Here is a 15,693-nt window from a genome sequence, read left to right on the forward strand (position 1 = left end):
GACGATCGTCTCACTGCTGGCCTCAGGGAATGAACACCACCCGCTTCGTGTCCCGCGCCACGGCGAGATCCCCGTCTCCGGCATGCTTCATCCCTTCGTTCCCGGGGGTTGCAGTTCGGGGCAGGTTCGCGGCGGCACCACCCAAGCTCGCGCGGCATGTGACCGGAACGCGCATGCTACGGTCCAGCTCAGGGGGCTTATGTCGATGCATGGAGTTCCGGGCCACTTTCTGCGTACGGCTGCCGCCGCCGCCGGAGTCGAGGTACGGCAGGCGAGCGCCGCGCACGTGGACTGCGACGAAGCGGTGAACGTGATGCGGCATCTCTGGCACGTCACCGGCGACGAACTGCTGCGCGTCGGCCCCGGACCGGTGCCGCCCGGTACGTTCCGGATGATCGCCCTCGCCCTGATCCACGCGCCCGACCTGCGCACCGCCCTGGAACGCCTGGTCGAGTTCGCGGCGATCACCACCGGCTACACCCGCAGCAGGTTCGTCGTGGACGGCTCGACGGCCCGGATCGAGATCGCCGCCGAGACCCGCACCCCGCCCCTGGCCGCCGAGATCATGCTCAGCCTCGTGCACCGCTTCCCTGCCTGGCTCATCGCGCGGCGCATCGCGCTCACCGGCCTGGAACTGCCCTTCCCCGAACCGGACTACAGCGCCGAGTACGCCCCCATCTTCGGCCGCGCGCCGGACTTCGACGCACCCTCGGCCGCCCTCACCTTCGACGCCCACCACCTCGGCGCCCCGATCGTGCGCGATGAGCGCGAACTGCTGAGCTACATCCGCCGCTCCCCGGCCGACCTGCTCCTGCACCGCGACTACGGCACCACGACCGCCGACCGGGTCCGCAACGTCATCGAACGCGGCGACATGACCACCTGGGCCCGCGCCGAGGACGTGGCCGCCCGGCTGTCGGTCAGCGTCCAGCACATGCGCAGGCTCCTGCGGCAGGAAGGCACGTCCTTCAACCGGATCCGCGAGGAACTGCTGCGCGACATCGCCCTGGAGAGCCTGCGCCGGGGCGGCGAGTCCATCGACGCGCTCTCCTACCGGCTCGGGTTCTCCGAGCCGAGCGCGTTCCGCCGCGCGTTCACCCGCTGGTTCGGGCGCCCGCCCGGCGAGTACCGCCACAACCTGAAGACGATCGGCAGCGCCGTACCGGCCAGGCACAGCCAGGCGAAGACGTCGCCGATCACCCGGTACGGCGTGGCGGAACCCCGCGCCGGCACGTCGGAGAACACCACGTGCCGATCGGCGCCCGCGTAGTCGTGCGCGGCCAGCGCCCGCCCCTGCGCGTCGAAGGCCCCTGACACGCCGAACTCCGCCTGGCGGATCATGGAGTAGCCGTTCTCGATCGCCCGGAGCTGCGCCTTCTGGCTGTGGACCGGGCCGATCTCCGCCCAGTCGCGGGCCGGGACGATCATGATGTCCGCCTCCACCCGCATGAGCTCGGGGAAGTCGGCGTCGAAGCAGATCACTGTGGCCAGCCGCCCGTACGGCGTCGCCGTCACCGGCACCACCTCGTCGCCGGCCGGGTAGTTCTCGAGTCCGGGGATGGGATGGGCCTTGTTGTAGACCCAGACCTGCCGGCCCGAGGGGTCGAACAGGTACACGCGATTGGCCGTGGGCCGTCCGGCCGATACCGCGGCCTGGAGGTAGATCCCGTTCTCCCGCGCGGCGGCGGCGACGTCGGCCAGGAACGCCCGTTCGTCGCCGGCCAGCACGTTCGCCGCCTGCTCGGACCAGACGACGATCTTCGCCCCCTCGCGCGCGGCCTCCCGCGTCCTTTGCAGCAGGTTCGTGTTGACCTTGGTGTACGCGGTCCGCAAGATGGCCGGATCCATCCGGTCCAGGTCGGCCGGGGCCGTGTCCTCGCCGATGACGTCACGCAGTTCCCGCGTGCTGGAGGTGTCCGGGCTGATGCCCGCGACCCGCACGCTCGCCCCGCCGGGCGGCAGGAACGCGAGCCTGGCCCCGCCGAGCATCAGGACGACCAGCATCACGCCCGCGTAGACCGCGGGTGCCCGCCACGAAGGCCGCTCCCAGACCTGGTTGACGACGCTCGCGAACCAGCCGATCAGGAAGCTCACCCCGTACGGCCCGGTGAGCGCGACGACCTGAAGCAGGGCCAGGTTGTCGTGCTGCGTCGCGGCGGGCACCCCGAAGGCGGTGCCGAACGGGCTGAGGAGCGTCATCAGAAACCCGCAGGCCGCCATGGCGGCCGGGAACACCCAGGTGGGCGCCGGGGTGAGCAGCCGGTTCACGACGTACGGCAGGACCGTCAGCGTGCCCAGCGCGAGCACGCCCAGCACGGTGATCGGGGTCATGGGGACCGCGGTCTCGGCCATCCAGTACAGTCCCGCCGCGGCCGAGGCCACCCAGACCAGGATCAAGCCGGTGAAGGCCGGGCTCAGCCGTACGAACCGCAGGAGAAAGACCGGGGCCAGCCACGCCGCCACCGCTATGTCGTAGCGCCCGTGCACGGCCAGGAGCCAGAGCGGCCCTCCCGCCGCCAGCCACGCCCAGCGCCATCTCGCGTCCCGCATCCGGTCCTCCCATGGAGTCGTTTCCGGTGCTCGACGCTAGGTGCGGGCTGGTGGCGGAGGCTGCGACCGTACCTCTCCGATTCCATGACCGAGACGCCCCGGGCGGTAGCCGTCAGGGGCCGGAGACGGTACGGCGCATCGCCGGGCGGTCCTTCTTGCGGCGCGCCACTTCCTTGAACCCGGCTTCCCTGAAGGCCGACGCGATGCCGGTCATCGCGTTGTCCGCGCCCGCGACCTGTCCCGGCACGGGGTCGACGGGGAAGCCCTCGACGGTGTGCTGCCCGTTCTCGGCGGCGAAGTCGCACGCGGCGGCGATCATCTTCGCCTGAAGCCGCCGGCGGCGGTGGTCGCGCCGGACGAACAAGCAGGTGATCACCCAGGCCGGCGTGTCGTCGAGGTCCTTGGTGACCGGTGAACGCCGCAGGCGCGGGTACTCCGTGCGTTCGCCGATCCCGACCCAGCCCACGGGTTCGCCGTCCAGGTAACACACCAGCCCGGGTGGCGGCTGCTGTTTCGAGCGCTCACGCAGCGCGTCGCGGTTGCCGTCTCCCGCGCCGGCCTCCCATTCCTTGAACGAGAGCCGCCAGTGCATGCACCAGCATCCGCGCGCGCCCCCGTTCGAGCCCATGACCTGCTCGAAGTCCTTCCACGTCGCGGGTGTGAGCGGCGCCGTCGTGAAATCCGTCATGCGGGCGCTCCTTCCTTGCCTGCCATAACTTCCGAAACTCACTGCGAACGGCCGATGCTCGCAACACCTTCTTCGTCACCTTCAAAGTAACTACGATGGTGACGGAAAACAAGCAGGCCGTTACCATCAAGTGGAATACGATGGTGATGAGGACGTGCGGCCAAAGGAGGCTTCGACGTGAGCGGCGACCCCGGCAACGCGGCGCCCGGCGCGCTGGAAGTGGTGCGGAGGTTCGTCGACACCCACGACCTCTACAACGGCCATGACGCCCTGGGCGACGTGGAAGCCGCCACCGCGTGGCTGGCCGGTGAGGGTCTGCTGAGCGGGGGCCGGCCGATGACCGCACGTGACCTGTCGGCGCTGAGAAGGCTGCGCGACGCCCTGCGCGAGATGGCCGCGGCCAACACCCTGAACGAGCAGCCGCCTCGCGCGGCCGTCGACGCGTTCAACGACGTCACCGCGCCGCACGCCGCCTCGGTACGCCTCGACGTGTGGCAGGGCTCCATGGTCGCCACCGCCCGGCCGCGCGAGGACGGCCCCGGAGGCGTTGTCGCGACGCTGGCGGCCGCCGTGCACGAGGCCGTGCTCACGCAGACGTGGACGCGGCTGAAGTCGTGCGGCAACCCGGAGTGCCGATGGCTGTTCTACGACCAGTCGCGCAACCGCACGGCCCGCTGGTGCAGCATGCGTGCCTGCGGCAGCATCGTGAAAGCCCGCCGCTACCGCGACAGGCAGCGCAGGCGCGCCGCGAACGCCCCTTAGCCACCCTGGCCGGGCGCGACCCGGCCACGGCGCTGACGTGCGCCGCTCACCGGATGACCCCGGCGCGTCACCACACCGGACGCTCACAGAGCACCGAAAGCCCGCAAAGCACCAGACGCCCTCCGGGCACAGGATGCCCTCAGAGCGCCGAGCGCCCTCAGAGCGCCGAGCGCCCTCAGGGCGCCGGACGCCCGCAGAATGGTGTGCGGCTCAGGACAGCCACGAAGGGCGGCTGAGCCACGGGGCCCGTCTCCGGTCAAACGGCGTCGAGGGCCTCGGTGATCTTGCGGGTCATCTCGGCCATGGTGGGGCTGGGGGCCTTCTGGGTCCGGGTGGCCGCTTCGGCGGCGACGATGACGGTGCGGCGGAAGTTGCCGGCCTCGGCCGGATCCTGCCCCCTGAGCAGGTTCATGGCGTCGGTCAAGGCGGGGAGCACCCGGTCGGCGAGTTCGGCGACGGTCTTGCCGTACCTCACGCCCTTGGGCGCCTTGGTGATCACGTGCCCGACCTGGCCGGTCGCGGAGGTCAGGGCGATGGAGCCGTGGGTGGCGGCCTTGTGGGCGGAACCGGCGGCGCCGGCGGCCGACATCAGGGAAACGGCGCCCCACGCGGCGAGGCGGAGGGTCAGCTTGTCCTGGTCGGTGAGGGTGACGGACATGGTGGTCTGCTCCTTGGAGTGAAGTCTCTGGTGAACGGTGAGCCGTTCATGTCGTTCACTCTCTTCGGCCGCGCTGATACCGGGCCGTCGCCGCCCTGACGCGGCCTCTGACGAGGGCTCGGTCAGGTGCCGACGTCGAAGACGATGTCGTAGAAGTCACCCCGGTAGGTGGAGCGTCCCCATTCGACCACGGCGCCGTGCCGGTCCCAGGCCTGCCGTTCCACCAGGAAGGAGGGCAACGCGGGCGCTGCGCCGAGCAGGGCCGCCTCCCGCTCGCCCAGCGCGATCGCGGAGACCCGGTGCACGGCCCGCTCCACCCGCACGTCCCAGCGGTCGCTGAGCGTGGCGTACAGGGACATGTCATCGCGCAGGACGCGCGGCAGGCCGGGGAAGCGGCGCGCGGACAGGTGGGTGTGCTCGATCGCGATGGGAGTGCCGTCGGCGGAGCGGAGCCTGCGCAGGTCGATGACGTGTTCGCCGGGATCGACGCCGAGCCGCCCGGCGAGGGCGGCGCCGGCCCGGCGGGTGCGGGCCGACAGGATGCGGGCGGCCGGGATCCTGCCCCGGGCCCGCATCTCCTCGCTGAAGGAGGCCATCGTGGTGCCCTGCTGCAGCTTCGGCTCGGCGACGTACGTGCCGGAACCGCCGGAGCGCCGGATCACGCCCAGCATGACGAGTTCCTGGATCTTCTGCCGGACCGTACCCCTGGCCACCTGGTAGCGCTCGGCGACCGAGCGTTCCGAGGGCAGCAGCGTGCCCGGCGGCAGGGCGCGCGCCATGAGCTCCAGGATCTCCTTGATCTGGTCGCCCTTGTTGCGGCCGGGGTCGAGGTCCGGCGGCAGCGCGAGATCGTGGAAGCTGTCATGCGGCGTGCGGGCCATCAGCGGAAGTCGCTGATGCGGAAGACCGCCAGCATGTCCGCTCCTCTCGCGCCGGTGGAAAACGAGGCTTCCGCCCCGACCCATCCGCGGAAGGCGCCCTTGTCGTCGATGATCTGCATGAGCGGTTTGACGTGGGAGTTGCCGGTGTAGCAGAACTGGCCGCGCTCCATCGCCAGGCACGTGCACCAGTGCCACATCGAGTCGCGGCGGTCGGAGTTGGAGATCTTCGTGAGGTAGTACTGGATGGAGCTGACGTTCGCACGGGTGCCGCCGCCGTACTTGGGGCAGCCGCCGGCCTTCTGGCAGGCGCCGTTGGAGGAGGGCTGCAGGTAGGTCAGGCAGCTCGTGGTGGTCGTGCAGGCGCGGAAGGCCTTGTGGCCGAACGGCTGGTTGATGGAGGGCACGAGCCTGCCGCCCGCCCAGCTCGTCAGATCCTGACGGAGCGAGCCCGGGTGGGCCTTCACCGAGCTCATCGCGCGCCGGGTGCCGAGCGCGGCGTTGCTGCCGTAGGCGTAGCCGTGGGTGGCGAGCGAACTGGACTTGAGATCCAGCCGCGCCAGCTTCCCGTCGGGGGAGGGGCGCACGAACCACTGCTCCGTCCACGTCTGGGCGATCTTCCACCGGATGCTCACGACGTTCCCCGACACGGTGTACGTCCCGGTGCGGGTCTCGTCGGGCGCGCCGGTGAAGCCGCCCGCGGTGAGCACCTGGCAGGTACGCGCCCGCGTGCCCGAGCCGCCCGCCTTGGTGCTGCAGCCCGCGTCCGGGGTCATGCCGGTGCCCTGCCTGGCCTCGGGATGGCGCTGCCACCACAGGTACAGGGACGAGGTCACGGTGCCGTTCGCGGCGAAGCGGTAACTGCCCAGGCGGACCCAGTTCTCCCGGGAGGACGCCTTGAGATGACCTTGCGAGACGACATAAGTGGTCTTGCCCCCTGGCAACGCCGCGGCGGCCGCCGGTTGGCTGGGTGCGAGGGTGAAGGCGAGAACCGCCGCCGCCCCGATGGAAAGAACCGTACGCATAGAGACACTCCCGATGGCCTTTACGGGCTTCGCCGAATTCCACGGGCCACCGTATCCGGTCTATACCAGATACGTCGGCGAAAGCCGGGAAAGCTCTGCCCGGTTGCGGCGAAGGAAGGAGGAAGAACCGTTGGCGGGAAGGGGAGAGTGTGAGGACCGAGTCGCCCGGGAGGGTGGACGACGACGAGCTCGTCGGCCGCTTCCGGCAGGACGCGGAGGAGTTCACGGCCGTCTACGACCGCTACTTCCGCGAGGTGTACCTCTATGTGGCCGGGCGCCTGGACGTCCAGATCGGCGAGGATCTCGCGGCGGAGACGTTCTGCCTGGCCTTTCGTGACCGGGAACGTTTCGACCCGGCCCGTGGCGGGCTGCGGCCGTGGCTGTTCGGCATCGCCACCAACCTGATCGCCCGCCACCGCCGCAAGGAGGCGCGCCACTACCGGGCCCTGGCCCGCAGCGGTGAGGAGCCTCCGGCGGGCAGTCACGAGGACCGCGTGGTCGACGCGGTCGCGGCGCAGCGCATGGGGCCGCGCGTGGCCAGGGCCCTGGCCACCCTCAACCAGGGTGAACGCGACGTGGTGACGCTGAACTATCTGGCCCAGCTCACCCACCAGGAGGTGGCCGACGCCCTCGGCATCTCCTACGGGACCGTCGGGTCCCGGCTCAACCGTGCCAGAAAGAAGATCCACCAAGCGATGGCCGCGGAGGACAACCATGGATGATCTCGACGTGATCCGGACGGTGCTCGCCAAGCCCGGCCCGTCCCCGGAGGTGGTCGCCAGGCGGCGCGCGCAGCTGGCCTCCCGCACGCGCAGGGGGCCGCGCGGGCGGCGGGCGCGCTGGGTGCTGCTCCCGGCGGTCGCCGCCGTGGCCGCGGCCGCCGCGTTCGTGATCGTGCCCGCTTCGCCGTCCTCGGCGCGTGAGGTCCTGCTTGTCGCGGCCACCGCCGCCGAGAGCACGCCCGAGGGCTCCGGGACGTACTGGCACGTGACCATCACGAAGCCCGCCGGGCCGGCGGAGGAGTACTGGTACCGGCGCGACGGGCAGTTCTGGCTCAAGGGCGAGGGGCTGAAAGGGGAGGGCGGGCTCTTCAAGTGGCCGGGCGAGCCGCAGCCGTTCCGGATCGGGCCGTTGAGCATGACCTTCGAGCAGCTGCGCGGCCTGCCGCAGGAGGAGACGGCCCTGACCGACCGGCTCCGGGAAGAGGTGGACGGCGCCGGCATCCGCACCAGCGCGGGCACTCCGGGCCCGGCCGAGCTGCGCGGCTTCACCGTCGAGGCGCTGATCTCGCTGATCAGCGAGGCGCCGGTCTCGCCCGAGGTGCGCGCCGCCGCGTACCGGGCGCTGGCCGCGCTGCCGGACGTCACGGACCTCGGCGAGGGCGACGGCGGACGGCGCCTGGAGGTTCCGCTCTCGTCCGGCCGGGCGATCGTGGTCGTGGATCCGGAGACGGCCAGGGTGCGCAACACGCCGGTCCGGGTCACCCTCAGCGGAGCGATCGCGCTGACCGAGGGCGGGGTGACGATCGACGCCGAATGGACCGACCGGCTGCCCGCCCGGTGACGGCGGGCGGGGCGGGCTCACCGGCGATGGCCGCGGCGCTTGGCCCGTAACGCGGCTCAGGGGGCGAGGTCGTCGCGGCGCAGCAGCGGTTCGACCGCCGCCCGCATGACCGTGGTGGCGTCGCCCGCGCCCGTCCAGCGGCCGAAGGCCGCGGCCGCCTGGGCCACCAGCATGCCGGCGCCCCCTTCCGCGCGCATGCCCCGCGCGCGGGCCCGCCGCACGAGTTCGGTCAGCCGCGGGAGATAGACCACGTCGAACACGGCCGCGCGCGGCGCGATCAGGCCGACGTCCACCACGGGGCCCGGGGTGAGCATGCCGACCGACGTGGCGTTGACGAACAGGTCCGCCCCCGCCAGGCGATCCCGTACGCGCGGATCGGCGAAGGCCATCGGCTCGATCGCCGCCAGATCCCCGAACCGGGAGGCGAGCCGGCGCGCGTCCGCGGCGTCGAGGTCGAGGACGGTGAGGTGGCCGGCTCCGTCCTTGGCCAGGCCGTACGACACGGCGTGGCCGACACCGCCCGAGCCCGCCACGACGACCTCGGCGCCGCCCAGGTCCGTGCCCACGTGTTCGCGCAGGGCCGTCATGAAGCCGCTCACGTCGGTGTTGAAGCCGATCAGCCGCCCGTCCGCGCGGGCTTCCACGCTGTTGACCGCGCCGATCCGCAGGGCGTCGGGCTCGATCTCGTCAAGCAGCGGCATGATCACCTGCTTGTGCGGCGCGGTGATCTGGAAGCCGAGCCACTGCTCGTCCCTGGCCTGCCGTACCTGCTCGGCCAGGTCGGACTCGCGCACCTCCCGCAGCTCGTAGCGGGCGTCGATGCCGAACGCCGCGAAGGCGGCGTTGTGCATGACGGCCGAGTGGGTCCGCCGCAACGGGTTGCCGAACAGGGCGACGGTGCGCATCACGACTTCCTGAAGGCCGGCGGACGCTTGGCCAGGAAGGCGCGGGCGCCTTCGCGTGCGTCCTGGGTGGAGAAGATCTCTTCCGACGCGTCGAGCTCCAGCGCGAGCCCGTCGTCCAGCGGCCGCTCCGCGGCCTGGTCGATCAGTGCCTTCGCGGCCTGTACGGCGAGCGGCCCGCGCGCGGCGATCGTCGCGGCCATCTCCCGGGCCGCGGCCAGCGCCGTGCCCGCGCGTACCACGCGGTTGACCAGGCCGATCGAGAACGCGGTGGCGGCGTCGAGCGGCTCGCCCAGGAGGATGATCTCCTTGGCGCGGGCCGGCCCGACGATGCGCGGCAGCCGCTGGGTGCCGCCGCTGCCCGGCAGGACGCCGAGCTTGAGCTCCGGCAGGCCGAGCCTGGCCTGGTCGCCCGCGATCCGCAGGTCGCAGCAGAGCGCGAGTTCGAGGCCGCCGCCGAGCGCGTATCCCTCGACGGCCGCGATGGACGGCACCCGGAGCCTGGCGAGCTGCCGGTAGACGAGCTTCTCCAGCAGCAGTTTGCGTTCGGCGACGTGCTCGTGCAGCTCGTCGAACTCGGCGATGTCCGAGCCCGCGCAGAAGGCCCTTGTGCCCGCGCCGTGGAGGATCACGACCCGGGTGTCCCCGTCGCCGGCGACCGCGCGCAGCGCCGCGCGGAGTTGCCCGGTCAGCTCGCGGGAGACCACGTTCATCGGCGGGTTGTCCAGCTCGATCTCCGCGCAGGTCCCGTGCGTCACGTTGACCAGCGTCGCCATGTCAGTCCTCTTCTCCGAAGGTGATCCCCATGCGGGCGGCGCGGAACAGGCGGGCGTCCATGGGGCGCAGGCGCTCGCTGACCTTCGGGCGGAAGTCCATGTGGGCGAACACGTCTTTCTCCACGTCCATGCCGTCGGCGACCTCGATCAGCTCCAGGCCGTCGGCGGTCAGGGCGAAGACGGCGCGTTCGGTGATGTAGCGGACGCTCTGGCCCTTGCCCAGCGCCATCGGGCCGTTGAAGCTGATCTCCCTGACGTCGTCGACGAACTTGCGCCGGGTGCCTTCACGTTCGACTCGGGGCAGGCCGCCGGACAGGTCGACGCGCAGGCCGCCCGCGGTGAACGTGCCGACGAAGCAGAGCCGTCCGGTCCGCGCGCTGATGTTGACGAAGCCTCCGGGGCCGCGCAGCCGGTCGTCGAAGGCGTGCACGTTGACGTTGCCGTGCCGGTCGACCTGGGCGAAGGAGAGGCTGGCCACGTCGAGGCCGCCGCCGTCGTAGAAGTCGAACATGGAGGGTTGTTCCAGGCGCGCCTGGAAGTTCTCTCCGGCGCCGCCGTCCGGGCCGTGCGCGGGGACGCCGCCGAAGATGCCCTGCTCGACGGTGAGCGTCAGCCGTTCCGCCACGCCTTCCTCGGCGGCCACCGCGCCGATCTGCTGGGAGATGCCGAAGCCCAGATTGCAGATGTCGCCCCGGCGGAACTCGAGCAGGGCACGGCGCGCGATCACCTTGCGCACGTCCAGGGGGGTGGGGGCGGCGGTGCCGTACGGCCTGCGCAGCTCACCCGAGAAGTACGGCGAGTGGCCGGTGCGGTAGGTCTGCCGCTGCCCGGCGTCGACGTAGACGTGGTCGACCAGCGCGCCCGGGATGCGCACCTGGTTCGGCGGGAGCGAGCCGCGCGTCGTCAGATGGGCGACCTGGGCGATGACGATGCCGCCGCTGTTGTGCGCGGCCATCGCCAGCGCGAGGGAGTCGCCGAGGATCGGCTCGTGCTCGAAGGTGAGGTTGCCGTCCTCGTCGGCGGTGCTCGCGCGGATCACCGCGACGTCGACGGGCAGCGCGGGGTAGAAGAGCCATTCCCGCCCGGCCAGCTCGACGATCTGGACCAGGTCCTCGGTGGTGCGCGTGTTCTGCCGTCCGCCGGTCTGGCGCGGGTCCACGTACGTGCCCAGGCCCACGTGGGTGAGATGGCCGGGACGGCCCGCGGCGATGTCGCGGCACAGGGCCGACAGCACGCCCTGGGGGAAGGAGTACGCCTCGATCGCACCTTCGGCGACCATCGCGCCGAGGTCGGGTTCGTTGCCGATGTTGCTGCCGATGGTGCGCCGGGTCAGTCCGGGCAGCGCGAGCTGGGACAGGCCGCGCCGGGCGAAGTCGCCGATGCCGACGACGCGGACCGTGGTCAGGTCGCGGGGGGCGGCGGTGCGGGTGAAGGCCGCGGCGAGTTCGTCGATGAACGCCTGCGGCACGCCGTGCCCGGCGCCGGATCCGCCGAACCACAGGGCGGCGCCGTCCGGCACCAGGGCCACGGCCTGCGCGACGGTGAGGAGTTTGGCGCTCATGGCATCAGCCCGCCGCTGTTGGGGCTGAGCGTCTGGCCGAGCATGAGGCGGGCGCCGTCGGACAGGAGGAAGGTCACGCATTCGGCCACTTCCTCCGGCTCGGCGAAGCGGCCGAGCGGAAGCTCGGCCATGCGTTTGCGCCCGACCTCGCCCTCCATCACGGTGCGCCCCATCGCGGTGTTGGTGACGCCGGGCGACACGGCGTTGGCCCTGATGCCGCGCGATCCGAACTCCCGCGAGATCGACTTGGCCAGGGCGATCGCCCCCGCCTTCGCGCTGGCGTAGTGGGCGGCCCCGGCCCAGCCCATCTGGCCGAGCCTGGAGGCGATGTTGACGATGGAGCCGGAGCCGCGCTCCAGCATGCCGGGGAGTACGGCCTGGCTCGCATGGAACATGCCGGACAGATCTGTTTTGAGGACCAGATCCCACTGCTCGGGAGTGATGTCGAGGAAGGCGGACTCCATGAGGATGCCGGCGTTGTTCACCAGGCCGTCGACGCGCCCGAAGCGCTCCTCGGCCCAGGCGGCCAGCGCGAACACGTCCTCGCGCACCGACACGTCGCACGGCCGGACGTCGGCGTCACGGCCCATCGCCCGGACCTTCTCGGCGACCTCGTGGGCTCCGGCCCGGCTCGCGTGGTAGGCGACGGCGACGTGCGCGCCGTCGCGGGCCGCGGCCAGGGCGATGGATCTTCCTATTCCCCGCCCGGCTCCCGTGACCAGGACGACCCGGTCGAGGAGGGGTGTCGATGGCATGAGACCAGCACCTTTCATCGGGAAGCGCTTTCAATTTTCTGCACGTTCTCATGAAAACTGAACGCACGCAAGACTCAGGCTTGCCTTGACACTAGCTGCGCCGATGGGTAGAAAGCGCTTGCAGTTCAAGTCAAAGGAGTGCTCATGGATCAGGTCCGAGTCGGCATCATCATGAACGGCGTCACCGGGCGGATGGGAACCCGCCAGCACCTCGACAGATCGATCATCGCGATCAGGGACCAGGGCGGGCTGACCCTCGCCGACGGGCGGACGCTCACGGTCGACCCGATCCTCGTCGGCCGCAACGCCGCCAAGGTCGAGGCGCTCGCCCGCCGGTACGGGATCGACCGCTGGACCACCGACCTCGACGCGGCCCTCGGCAACCCGGACGACACGATCTACTTCGACGCCCAGGTCACCAACCTGCGCGCCGAGTCGGTCAGGAAGGCGATCGCGGCGGGCAAGCACATCTACTGCGAGAAGCCGACCGCAGGCGACCTGGCCGACGCCCTCGACCTCGTCAGGCTCGCCGAAGCGGCGGGCGTCAAGCACGGCGTCGTGCAGGACAAGCTGTTCCTGCCGGGAATCCGCAAGCTGAAGCGGCTGGTCGACGGCGGATTCTTCGGCGACCTGCTCAGCTTCCGCCTCAACTTCGGCTACTGGGTGTTCGAAGGCGACTGGCAGCCGATCAACAGGCCCTCATGGAACTACCGCAGGCAGGACGGCGGCGGCCTCATCCTGGACATGTACCCGCACTGGCGCTACGTGCTCGACGACATCGTCGGCCCGGTCAGGTCGGTGCTGTGCCACGGAGAGATCCACATCCCGAGCCGCTGGGACGAGGACGGCAACGCGTACGTGGCGACGGCCGAGGACGCCGCCTATGGCCTGTTCCAGTTCGACCACGGCGTCGTGGCGCAGTTCACCACGTCGTGGGCGACCCGCCCGTACCGTGACGAGATCGGCGAGTGGCAGCTCGACGGCACGCTGGGCAGCGCCGTCGCCGGGCTGCGCGAGTGCCGGATCCAGTCGCGCGCCACCACGCCGATGCCCGTGTGGAACCCGGACATCCCCAACCCGATCGACTTCCGCGGCGGCTGGTCCCCGGTCCCCGGCAACGAGGAGTACGTCAACGCCTTCCGCGCGCAGTGGGAGATGTTCCTGCGCCACGTCGCCGAGGACGCCGAGTTCCCCTGGGACCTGCTGGAAGGTGCCAAGGGCGTCCAGCTCGCCGAGCTCGCGATGCGCTCGTGGCGCGAGCGCCGCTGGATCGACGTCCCGGAGCTCACGGCCCCGGTGTCATGAGCCTGTGACGACGGGCGCGGTGCTGTCGCGCATGAGCACGGTCCCGCCGATCTCCACGGTGTGCCGCGGCTCGTCCAGGGGCAGCAGCGCGAGGTCCAGCGCGGTCCTGCCGATGCGTTCGAGGGGGAGTTCCACGGTGGTCAGGGCGGGTACGGCGTCGGAGGCCAAGGGGGTGCCGCCGAAGCCCGCGACGGAGACGTCCTCCGGGATGCGCAGCCCGTTGCTCCTGGCCCAGGCCATGGCGCCCACCGCCACCACGTCGGCCACCCCCCACAGGCAGGTCGGCCGGTCCGGCCGGTCGAGCAGGCGGCGGGCGGCCCGCGCGCCGCCGTCACGGGACATGTCGGCGTGCACGATGGCGTCGGGTGCCAGCTCGATGCCCCGGTCCCGCAGGCCCAGCCGGAACCCGTGCATGCGGTCGCGCACCGCGATGAGCCTGGCGGGGCCGGAGATCACGCCGAAGGAGGTGTGGCCCAGGTCGGCGAGCAGGTGCGCGAGCCGGCGGGTGGCCTCGACGTTGTCCACCTCGACGAGATGACCGATCCTGCGTCCGCGGGTCACCGAGACGACCGCGCCGCCGTCGGCCTGGTACGCCGACAGCTGCGAGGTCATCGCGGACGTGTGCGCCCGGTCGACGAAGGAACTGCCCGCCAGGATGATCGCCCGGGGGCGCTGCGTGCTCAGCAGGCTGACGTAGCTGAGCTCCTGCCGCGGGTCCCGGTACGTGCACACCATGGTCACCAGCAGCCTGTGCGCCTCGGCCGCCTTGATCACCCCTCCGGCGATCATGGCGAAGTACGCGTCCCGCACGTCGTGCACGACGAGCCCGACACTGGTCGAGGTGGAGCTGGCCAGGGCGCGCGCGTGCAGGTTCGGCCGGTAGCCGAGCTCGGCGGCGGAGGCGATGACCTTGTCGCGCAGGGCGGCCCTGCCCTTGTAGTCGGAGTCGCTCAGCATGCGCGAGGCGGTGGCCAGGGAGACGCCGGCGTGGTCGGCGACGTCCTGAAGCCGGACCCGGCGTCCTTCAGACGACATCCGTGTTCCTCCCGTGAACTGCGAGCGCGAGCACAAGATACTCGACCCTCCGGCAGGAACGCCGACGGCTAGCCGGTCGGCCGCCGGGCGGTGGTCTCCCGGGGGATGACGCGGTGGCTCAGGAGGGTGGTCGTCGCGTCGCCGGGCTGGGAGTCGATCACGTGCTGGGCGGCCATGGCACCCATCTCGTACAGCGGCAGGCTCACCGTGGTGAGGCCGACGAACCGGGCGACCCTCAGGTCGTTGATGCCGGCGACGGAGATCTCGCCCGGCACGTCGATGCCGGCCTGCCGCAGCGCGTTGAGCGCGCCGACGGCGGCCTCGTCGTTGGCCGCGAGGATGGCGTCGGGCAGCGGCGGGCGCGCGATGAGCCGCATGGCGGCCAGATGGCCGGCCTCGAAGTCGAAGCCGCCGGGCAGGCACCGCGCCACGTCGCCCAGGTTCGCGTCGTTCATGCAGGCCAGGAAGCCGTCACGGCGCTGCTTGCTGGTGGACATGCCCGGCGGGCCGTCGATGAAGGCGATCCTGCGGTGGCCGAGCGAGACGAGGTGGTCGGTGACGTCGCGGGCGGCGGCCTCGTTGTCGGCGGTGATGACCGGGCAGCCGAGGTCGCGGGCGGTCAGGGACACGGCCTGGATGCCCTGCTCCTTGGCCTGCCGTACGGCCTCGGCCAGGTCCGGCGCGAGCGGATCGTCCTCGAAGCCGCTACCGGCGATGATCACCCCGGCCGCGCGGTAGTCGCGCATCGTCCGCAGCCTGCTGATCTCCGTGCCGGTGCGCCGGTCGACGTTGGACAGCATGGTGACGTAACCGGCGCGGCTGGCGACGTCGTCGATGCCGCGGGCGATGACGGAGAAGTAGGGGTTGACGATGTCGCTGACGAGGACGCCGATGAGCCTGCTGCTGCGTGACACCAGCGCCCGCGCAAGAGCGCTGGGTGAGTAGCCGAGCTTCTCCGCGGTCGCGATGACCTTGGCGCGGGTCTTGGCCGAGATCGGGTGACTGGAGCCGGTCAGCACCCGTGACGCTGTCGACACGGAGACGCCGGCCGCTCGTGCGACTTCCACCAATGAGCTCACGGCACTCAGCATAGCGAGGAAAACGTTTGCCTGCGTCATTCGAGGTCAGCGGGCGGATCTGACACCTTCCGCGAAGAACGCCCTTGACGGCAGCCCGATCCCTCTCTCTATGCTGCCGTTAGGCATACGTTTGCCTAGCCGTTGACAAGGAGCATT

General features: G+C 71.2%; 15 protein-coding genes and 1 pseudogene. 5 read left to right on the forward strand and 11 right to left on the reverse strand.

What is annotated here, in order from left to right; translation table 11 throughout:
* Window positions 1-205: 205 nt before the first annotated feature.
* Complete coding sequence (locus ACIBKY_RS25410; protein WP_397100040.1) at window positions 206-1,270, forward strand: AraC family transcriptional regulator ligand-binding domain-containing protein; 1,065 nt, start codon at window positions 206-208, stop codon at window positions 1,268-1,270.
* A 17-nt stretch (window positions 1,271-1,287) separates the two neighbouring features.
* Here ACIBKY_RS25410 and ACIBKY_RS25415 read toward each other — a convergent pair.
* Both ACIBKY_RS25415 and ACIBKY_RS25420 read right to left on the reverse strand, forming a co-directional pair.
* Window positions 1,288-2,550 (reverse strand): annotated as a pseudogene (locus ACIBKY_RS25415) (nitrilase-related carbon-nitrogen hydrolase); the annotation flags it as partial.
* 112 nt (window positions 2,551-2,662) lie between these two features.
* On the reverse strand, window positions 2,663-3,238 hold the full coding sequence (locus ACIBKY_RS25420; RefSeq protein WP_397100042.1) for a GNAT family N-acetyltransferase: 576 nt from the start codon (window positions 3,236-3,238) through the stop codon (window positions 2,663-2,665).
* Between the two features lie 177 nt (window positions 3,239-3,415).
* On the opposite strand from ACIBKY_RS25420, the gene ACIBKY_RS25425 reads away from it, so the two are divergent.
* Entirely contained in the window at window positions 3,416-4,000 is a 585-nt protein-coding gene (locus ACIBKY_RS25425; protein WP_397100044.1) for a CGNR zinc finger domain-containing protein, read from the forward strand.
* Window positions 4,001-4,256: 256 nt separating this feature from the next.
* On the opposite strand, the gene ACIBKY_RS25430 is transcribed toward ACIBKY_RS25425, so the two are convergent.
* From ACIBKY_RS25430 to ACIBKY_RS25440, 3 genes are all read right to left on the reverse strand, one after another.
* A complete protein-coding gene (locus ACIBKY_RS25430) occupies window positions 4,257-4,658 on the reverse strand; it encodes a hypothetical protein (protein ID WP_397100045.1) in 402 nt (133 codons plus the stop codon).
* A gap of 122 nt (window positions 4,659-4,780) precedes the next feature.
* Window positions 4,781-5,539, reverse strand: a complete 759-nt coding sequence (locus ACIBKY_RS25435) for a GntR family transcriptional regulator (protein WP_397100047.1) — start codon at window positions 5,537-5,539, stop codon at window positions 4,781-4,783.
* Window positions 5,539-6,561, reverse strand: a complete 1,023-nt coding sequence (locus ACIBKY_RS25440) for a hypothetical protein (protein ID WP_397100049.1) — start codon at window positions 6,559-6,561, stop codon at window positions 5,539-5,541. Before ACIBKY_RS25440 ends, ACIBKY_RS25435 begins: the two co-directional genes overlap by 1 nt.
* Window positions 6,562-6,710: 149 nt before the next feature.
* Here ACIBKY_RS25440 and ACIBKY_RS25445 point away from each other — a divergent pair, with 149 nt between their 5' ends.
* A complete protein-coding gene (locus tag ACIBKY_RS25445) occupies window positions 6,711-7,283 on the forward strand; it encodes an RNA polymerase sigma factor (RefSeq protein WP_397100051.1) in 573 nt (190 codons plus the stop codon).
* A complete protein-coding gene (locus ACIBKY_RS25450; protein ID WP_397100053.1) occupies window positions 7,276-8,124 on the forward strand; it encodes a hypothetical protein in 849 nt (282 codons plus the stop codon). The genes ACIBKY_RS25445 and ACIBKY_RS25450 overlap by 8 nt, the downstream gene beginning before the upstream one ends.
* Window positions 8,125-8,180: 56 nt before the next feature.
* On the opposite strand, the gene ACIBKY_RS25455 is transcribed toward ACIBKY_RS25450, so the two are convergent.
* The 4 genes from ACIBKY_RS25455 to ACIBKY_RS25470 are packed head-to-tail and all read right to left on the reverse strand — an operon-like array spanning window position 8,181 to window position 12,118.
* A complete protein-coding gene (locus ACIBKY_RS25455) occupies window positions 8,181-9,029 on the reverse strand; it encodes a shikimate dehydrogenase family protein (RefSeq protein WP_397100055.1) in 849 nt (282 codons plus the stop codon).
* Window positions 9,029-9,802 carry an enoyl-CoA hydratase/isomerase family protein gene (locus ACIBKY_RS25460; protein ID WP_397100057.1) on the reverse strand — a complete coding sequence of 258 codons (774 nt, stop codon included), beginning with the start codon at window positions 9,800-9,802 and terminating at the stop codon, window positions 9,029-9,031. The genes ACIBKY_RS25455 and ACIBKY_RS25460 overlap by 1 nt, the downstream gene beginning before the upstream one ends.
* Before the next feature lies 1 nt (window position 9,803).
* Complete coding sequence (locus ACIBKY_RS25465) at window positions 9,804-11,363, reverse strand: acyl CoA:acetate/3-ketoacid CoA transferase (RefSeq protein ID WP_397100059.1); 1,560 nt, start codon at window positions 11,361-11,363, stop codon at window positions 9,804-9,806.
* Window positions 11,360-12,118 (reverse strand): SDR family NAD(P)-dependent oxidoreductase, encoded by a 759-nt coding sequence (locus tag ACIBKY_RS25470; RefSeq protein WP_397100061.1) that lies wholly within the window; start codon window positions 12,116-12,118, stop codon window positions 11,360-11,362. Before ACIBKY_RS25470 ends, ACIBKY_RS25465 begins: the two co-directional genes overlap by 4 nt.
* Before the next feature lie 144 nt (window positions 12,119-12,262).
* On the opposite strand from ACIBKY_RS25470, the gene ACIBKY_RS25475 reads away from it, so the two are divergent.
* Window positions 12,263-13,423 (forward strand): Gfo/Idh/MocA family protein, encoded by a 1,161-nt coding sequence (locus ACIBKY_RS25475; protein WP_397100063.1) that lies wholly within the window; start codon window positions 12,263-12,265, stop codon window positions 13,421-13,423.
* Here ACIBKY_RS25475 and ACIBKY_RS25480 read toward each other — a convergent pair.
* Together ACIBKY_RS25480 and ACIBKY_RS25485 are read right to left on the reverse strand one after the other, a co-directional pair.
* Window positions 13,418-14,458 carry a LacI family DNA-binding transcriptional regulator gene (locus tag ACIBKY_RS25480; protein WP_397100065.1) on the reverse strand — a complete coding sequence of 347 codons (1,041 nt, stop codon included), beginning with the start codon at window positions 14,456-14,458 and terminating at the stop codon, window positions 13,418-13,420. The genes ACIBKY_RS25475 and ACIBKY_RS25480 overlap by 6 nt on opposite strands.
* A 68-nt stretch (window positions 14,459-14,526) precedes the next feature.
* Window positions 14,527-15,537: a LacI family DNA-binding transcriptional regulator gene (locus ACIBKY_RS25485; RefSeq protein ID WP_397100067.1), complete on the reverse strand. Its 1,011-nt coding sequence runs from the start codon at window positions 15,535-15,537 to the stop codon at window positions 14,527-14,529.
* Window positions 15,538-15,693: the final 156 nt, after the last annotated feature.

This window comes from Nonomuraea sp. NPDC050394 (assembly GCF_044459065.1).
GTDB lineage: Bacteria > Actinomycetota > Actinomycetes > Streptosporangiales > Streptosporangiaceae > Nonomuraea.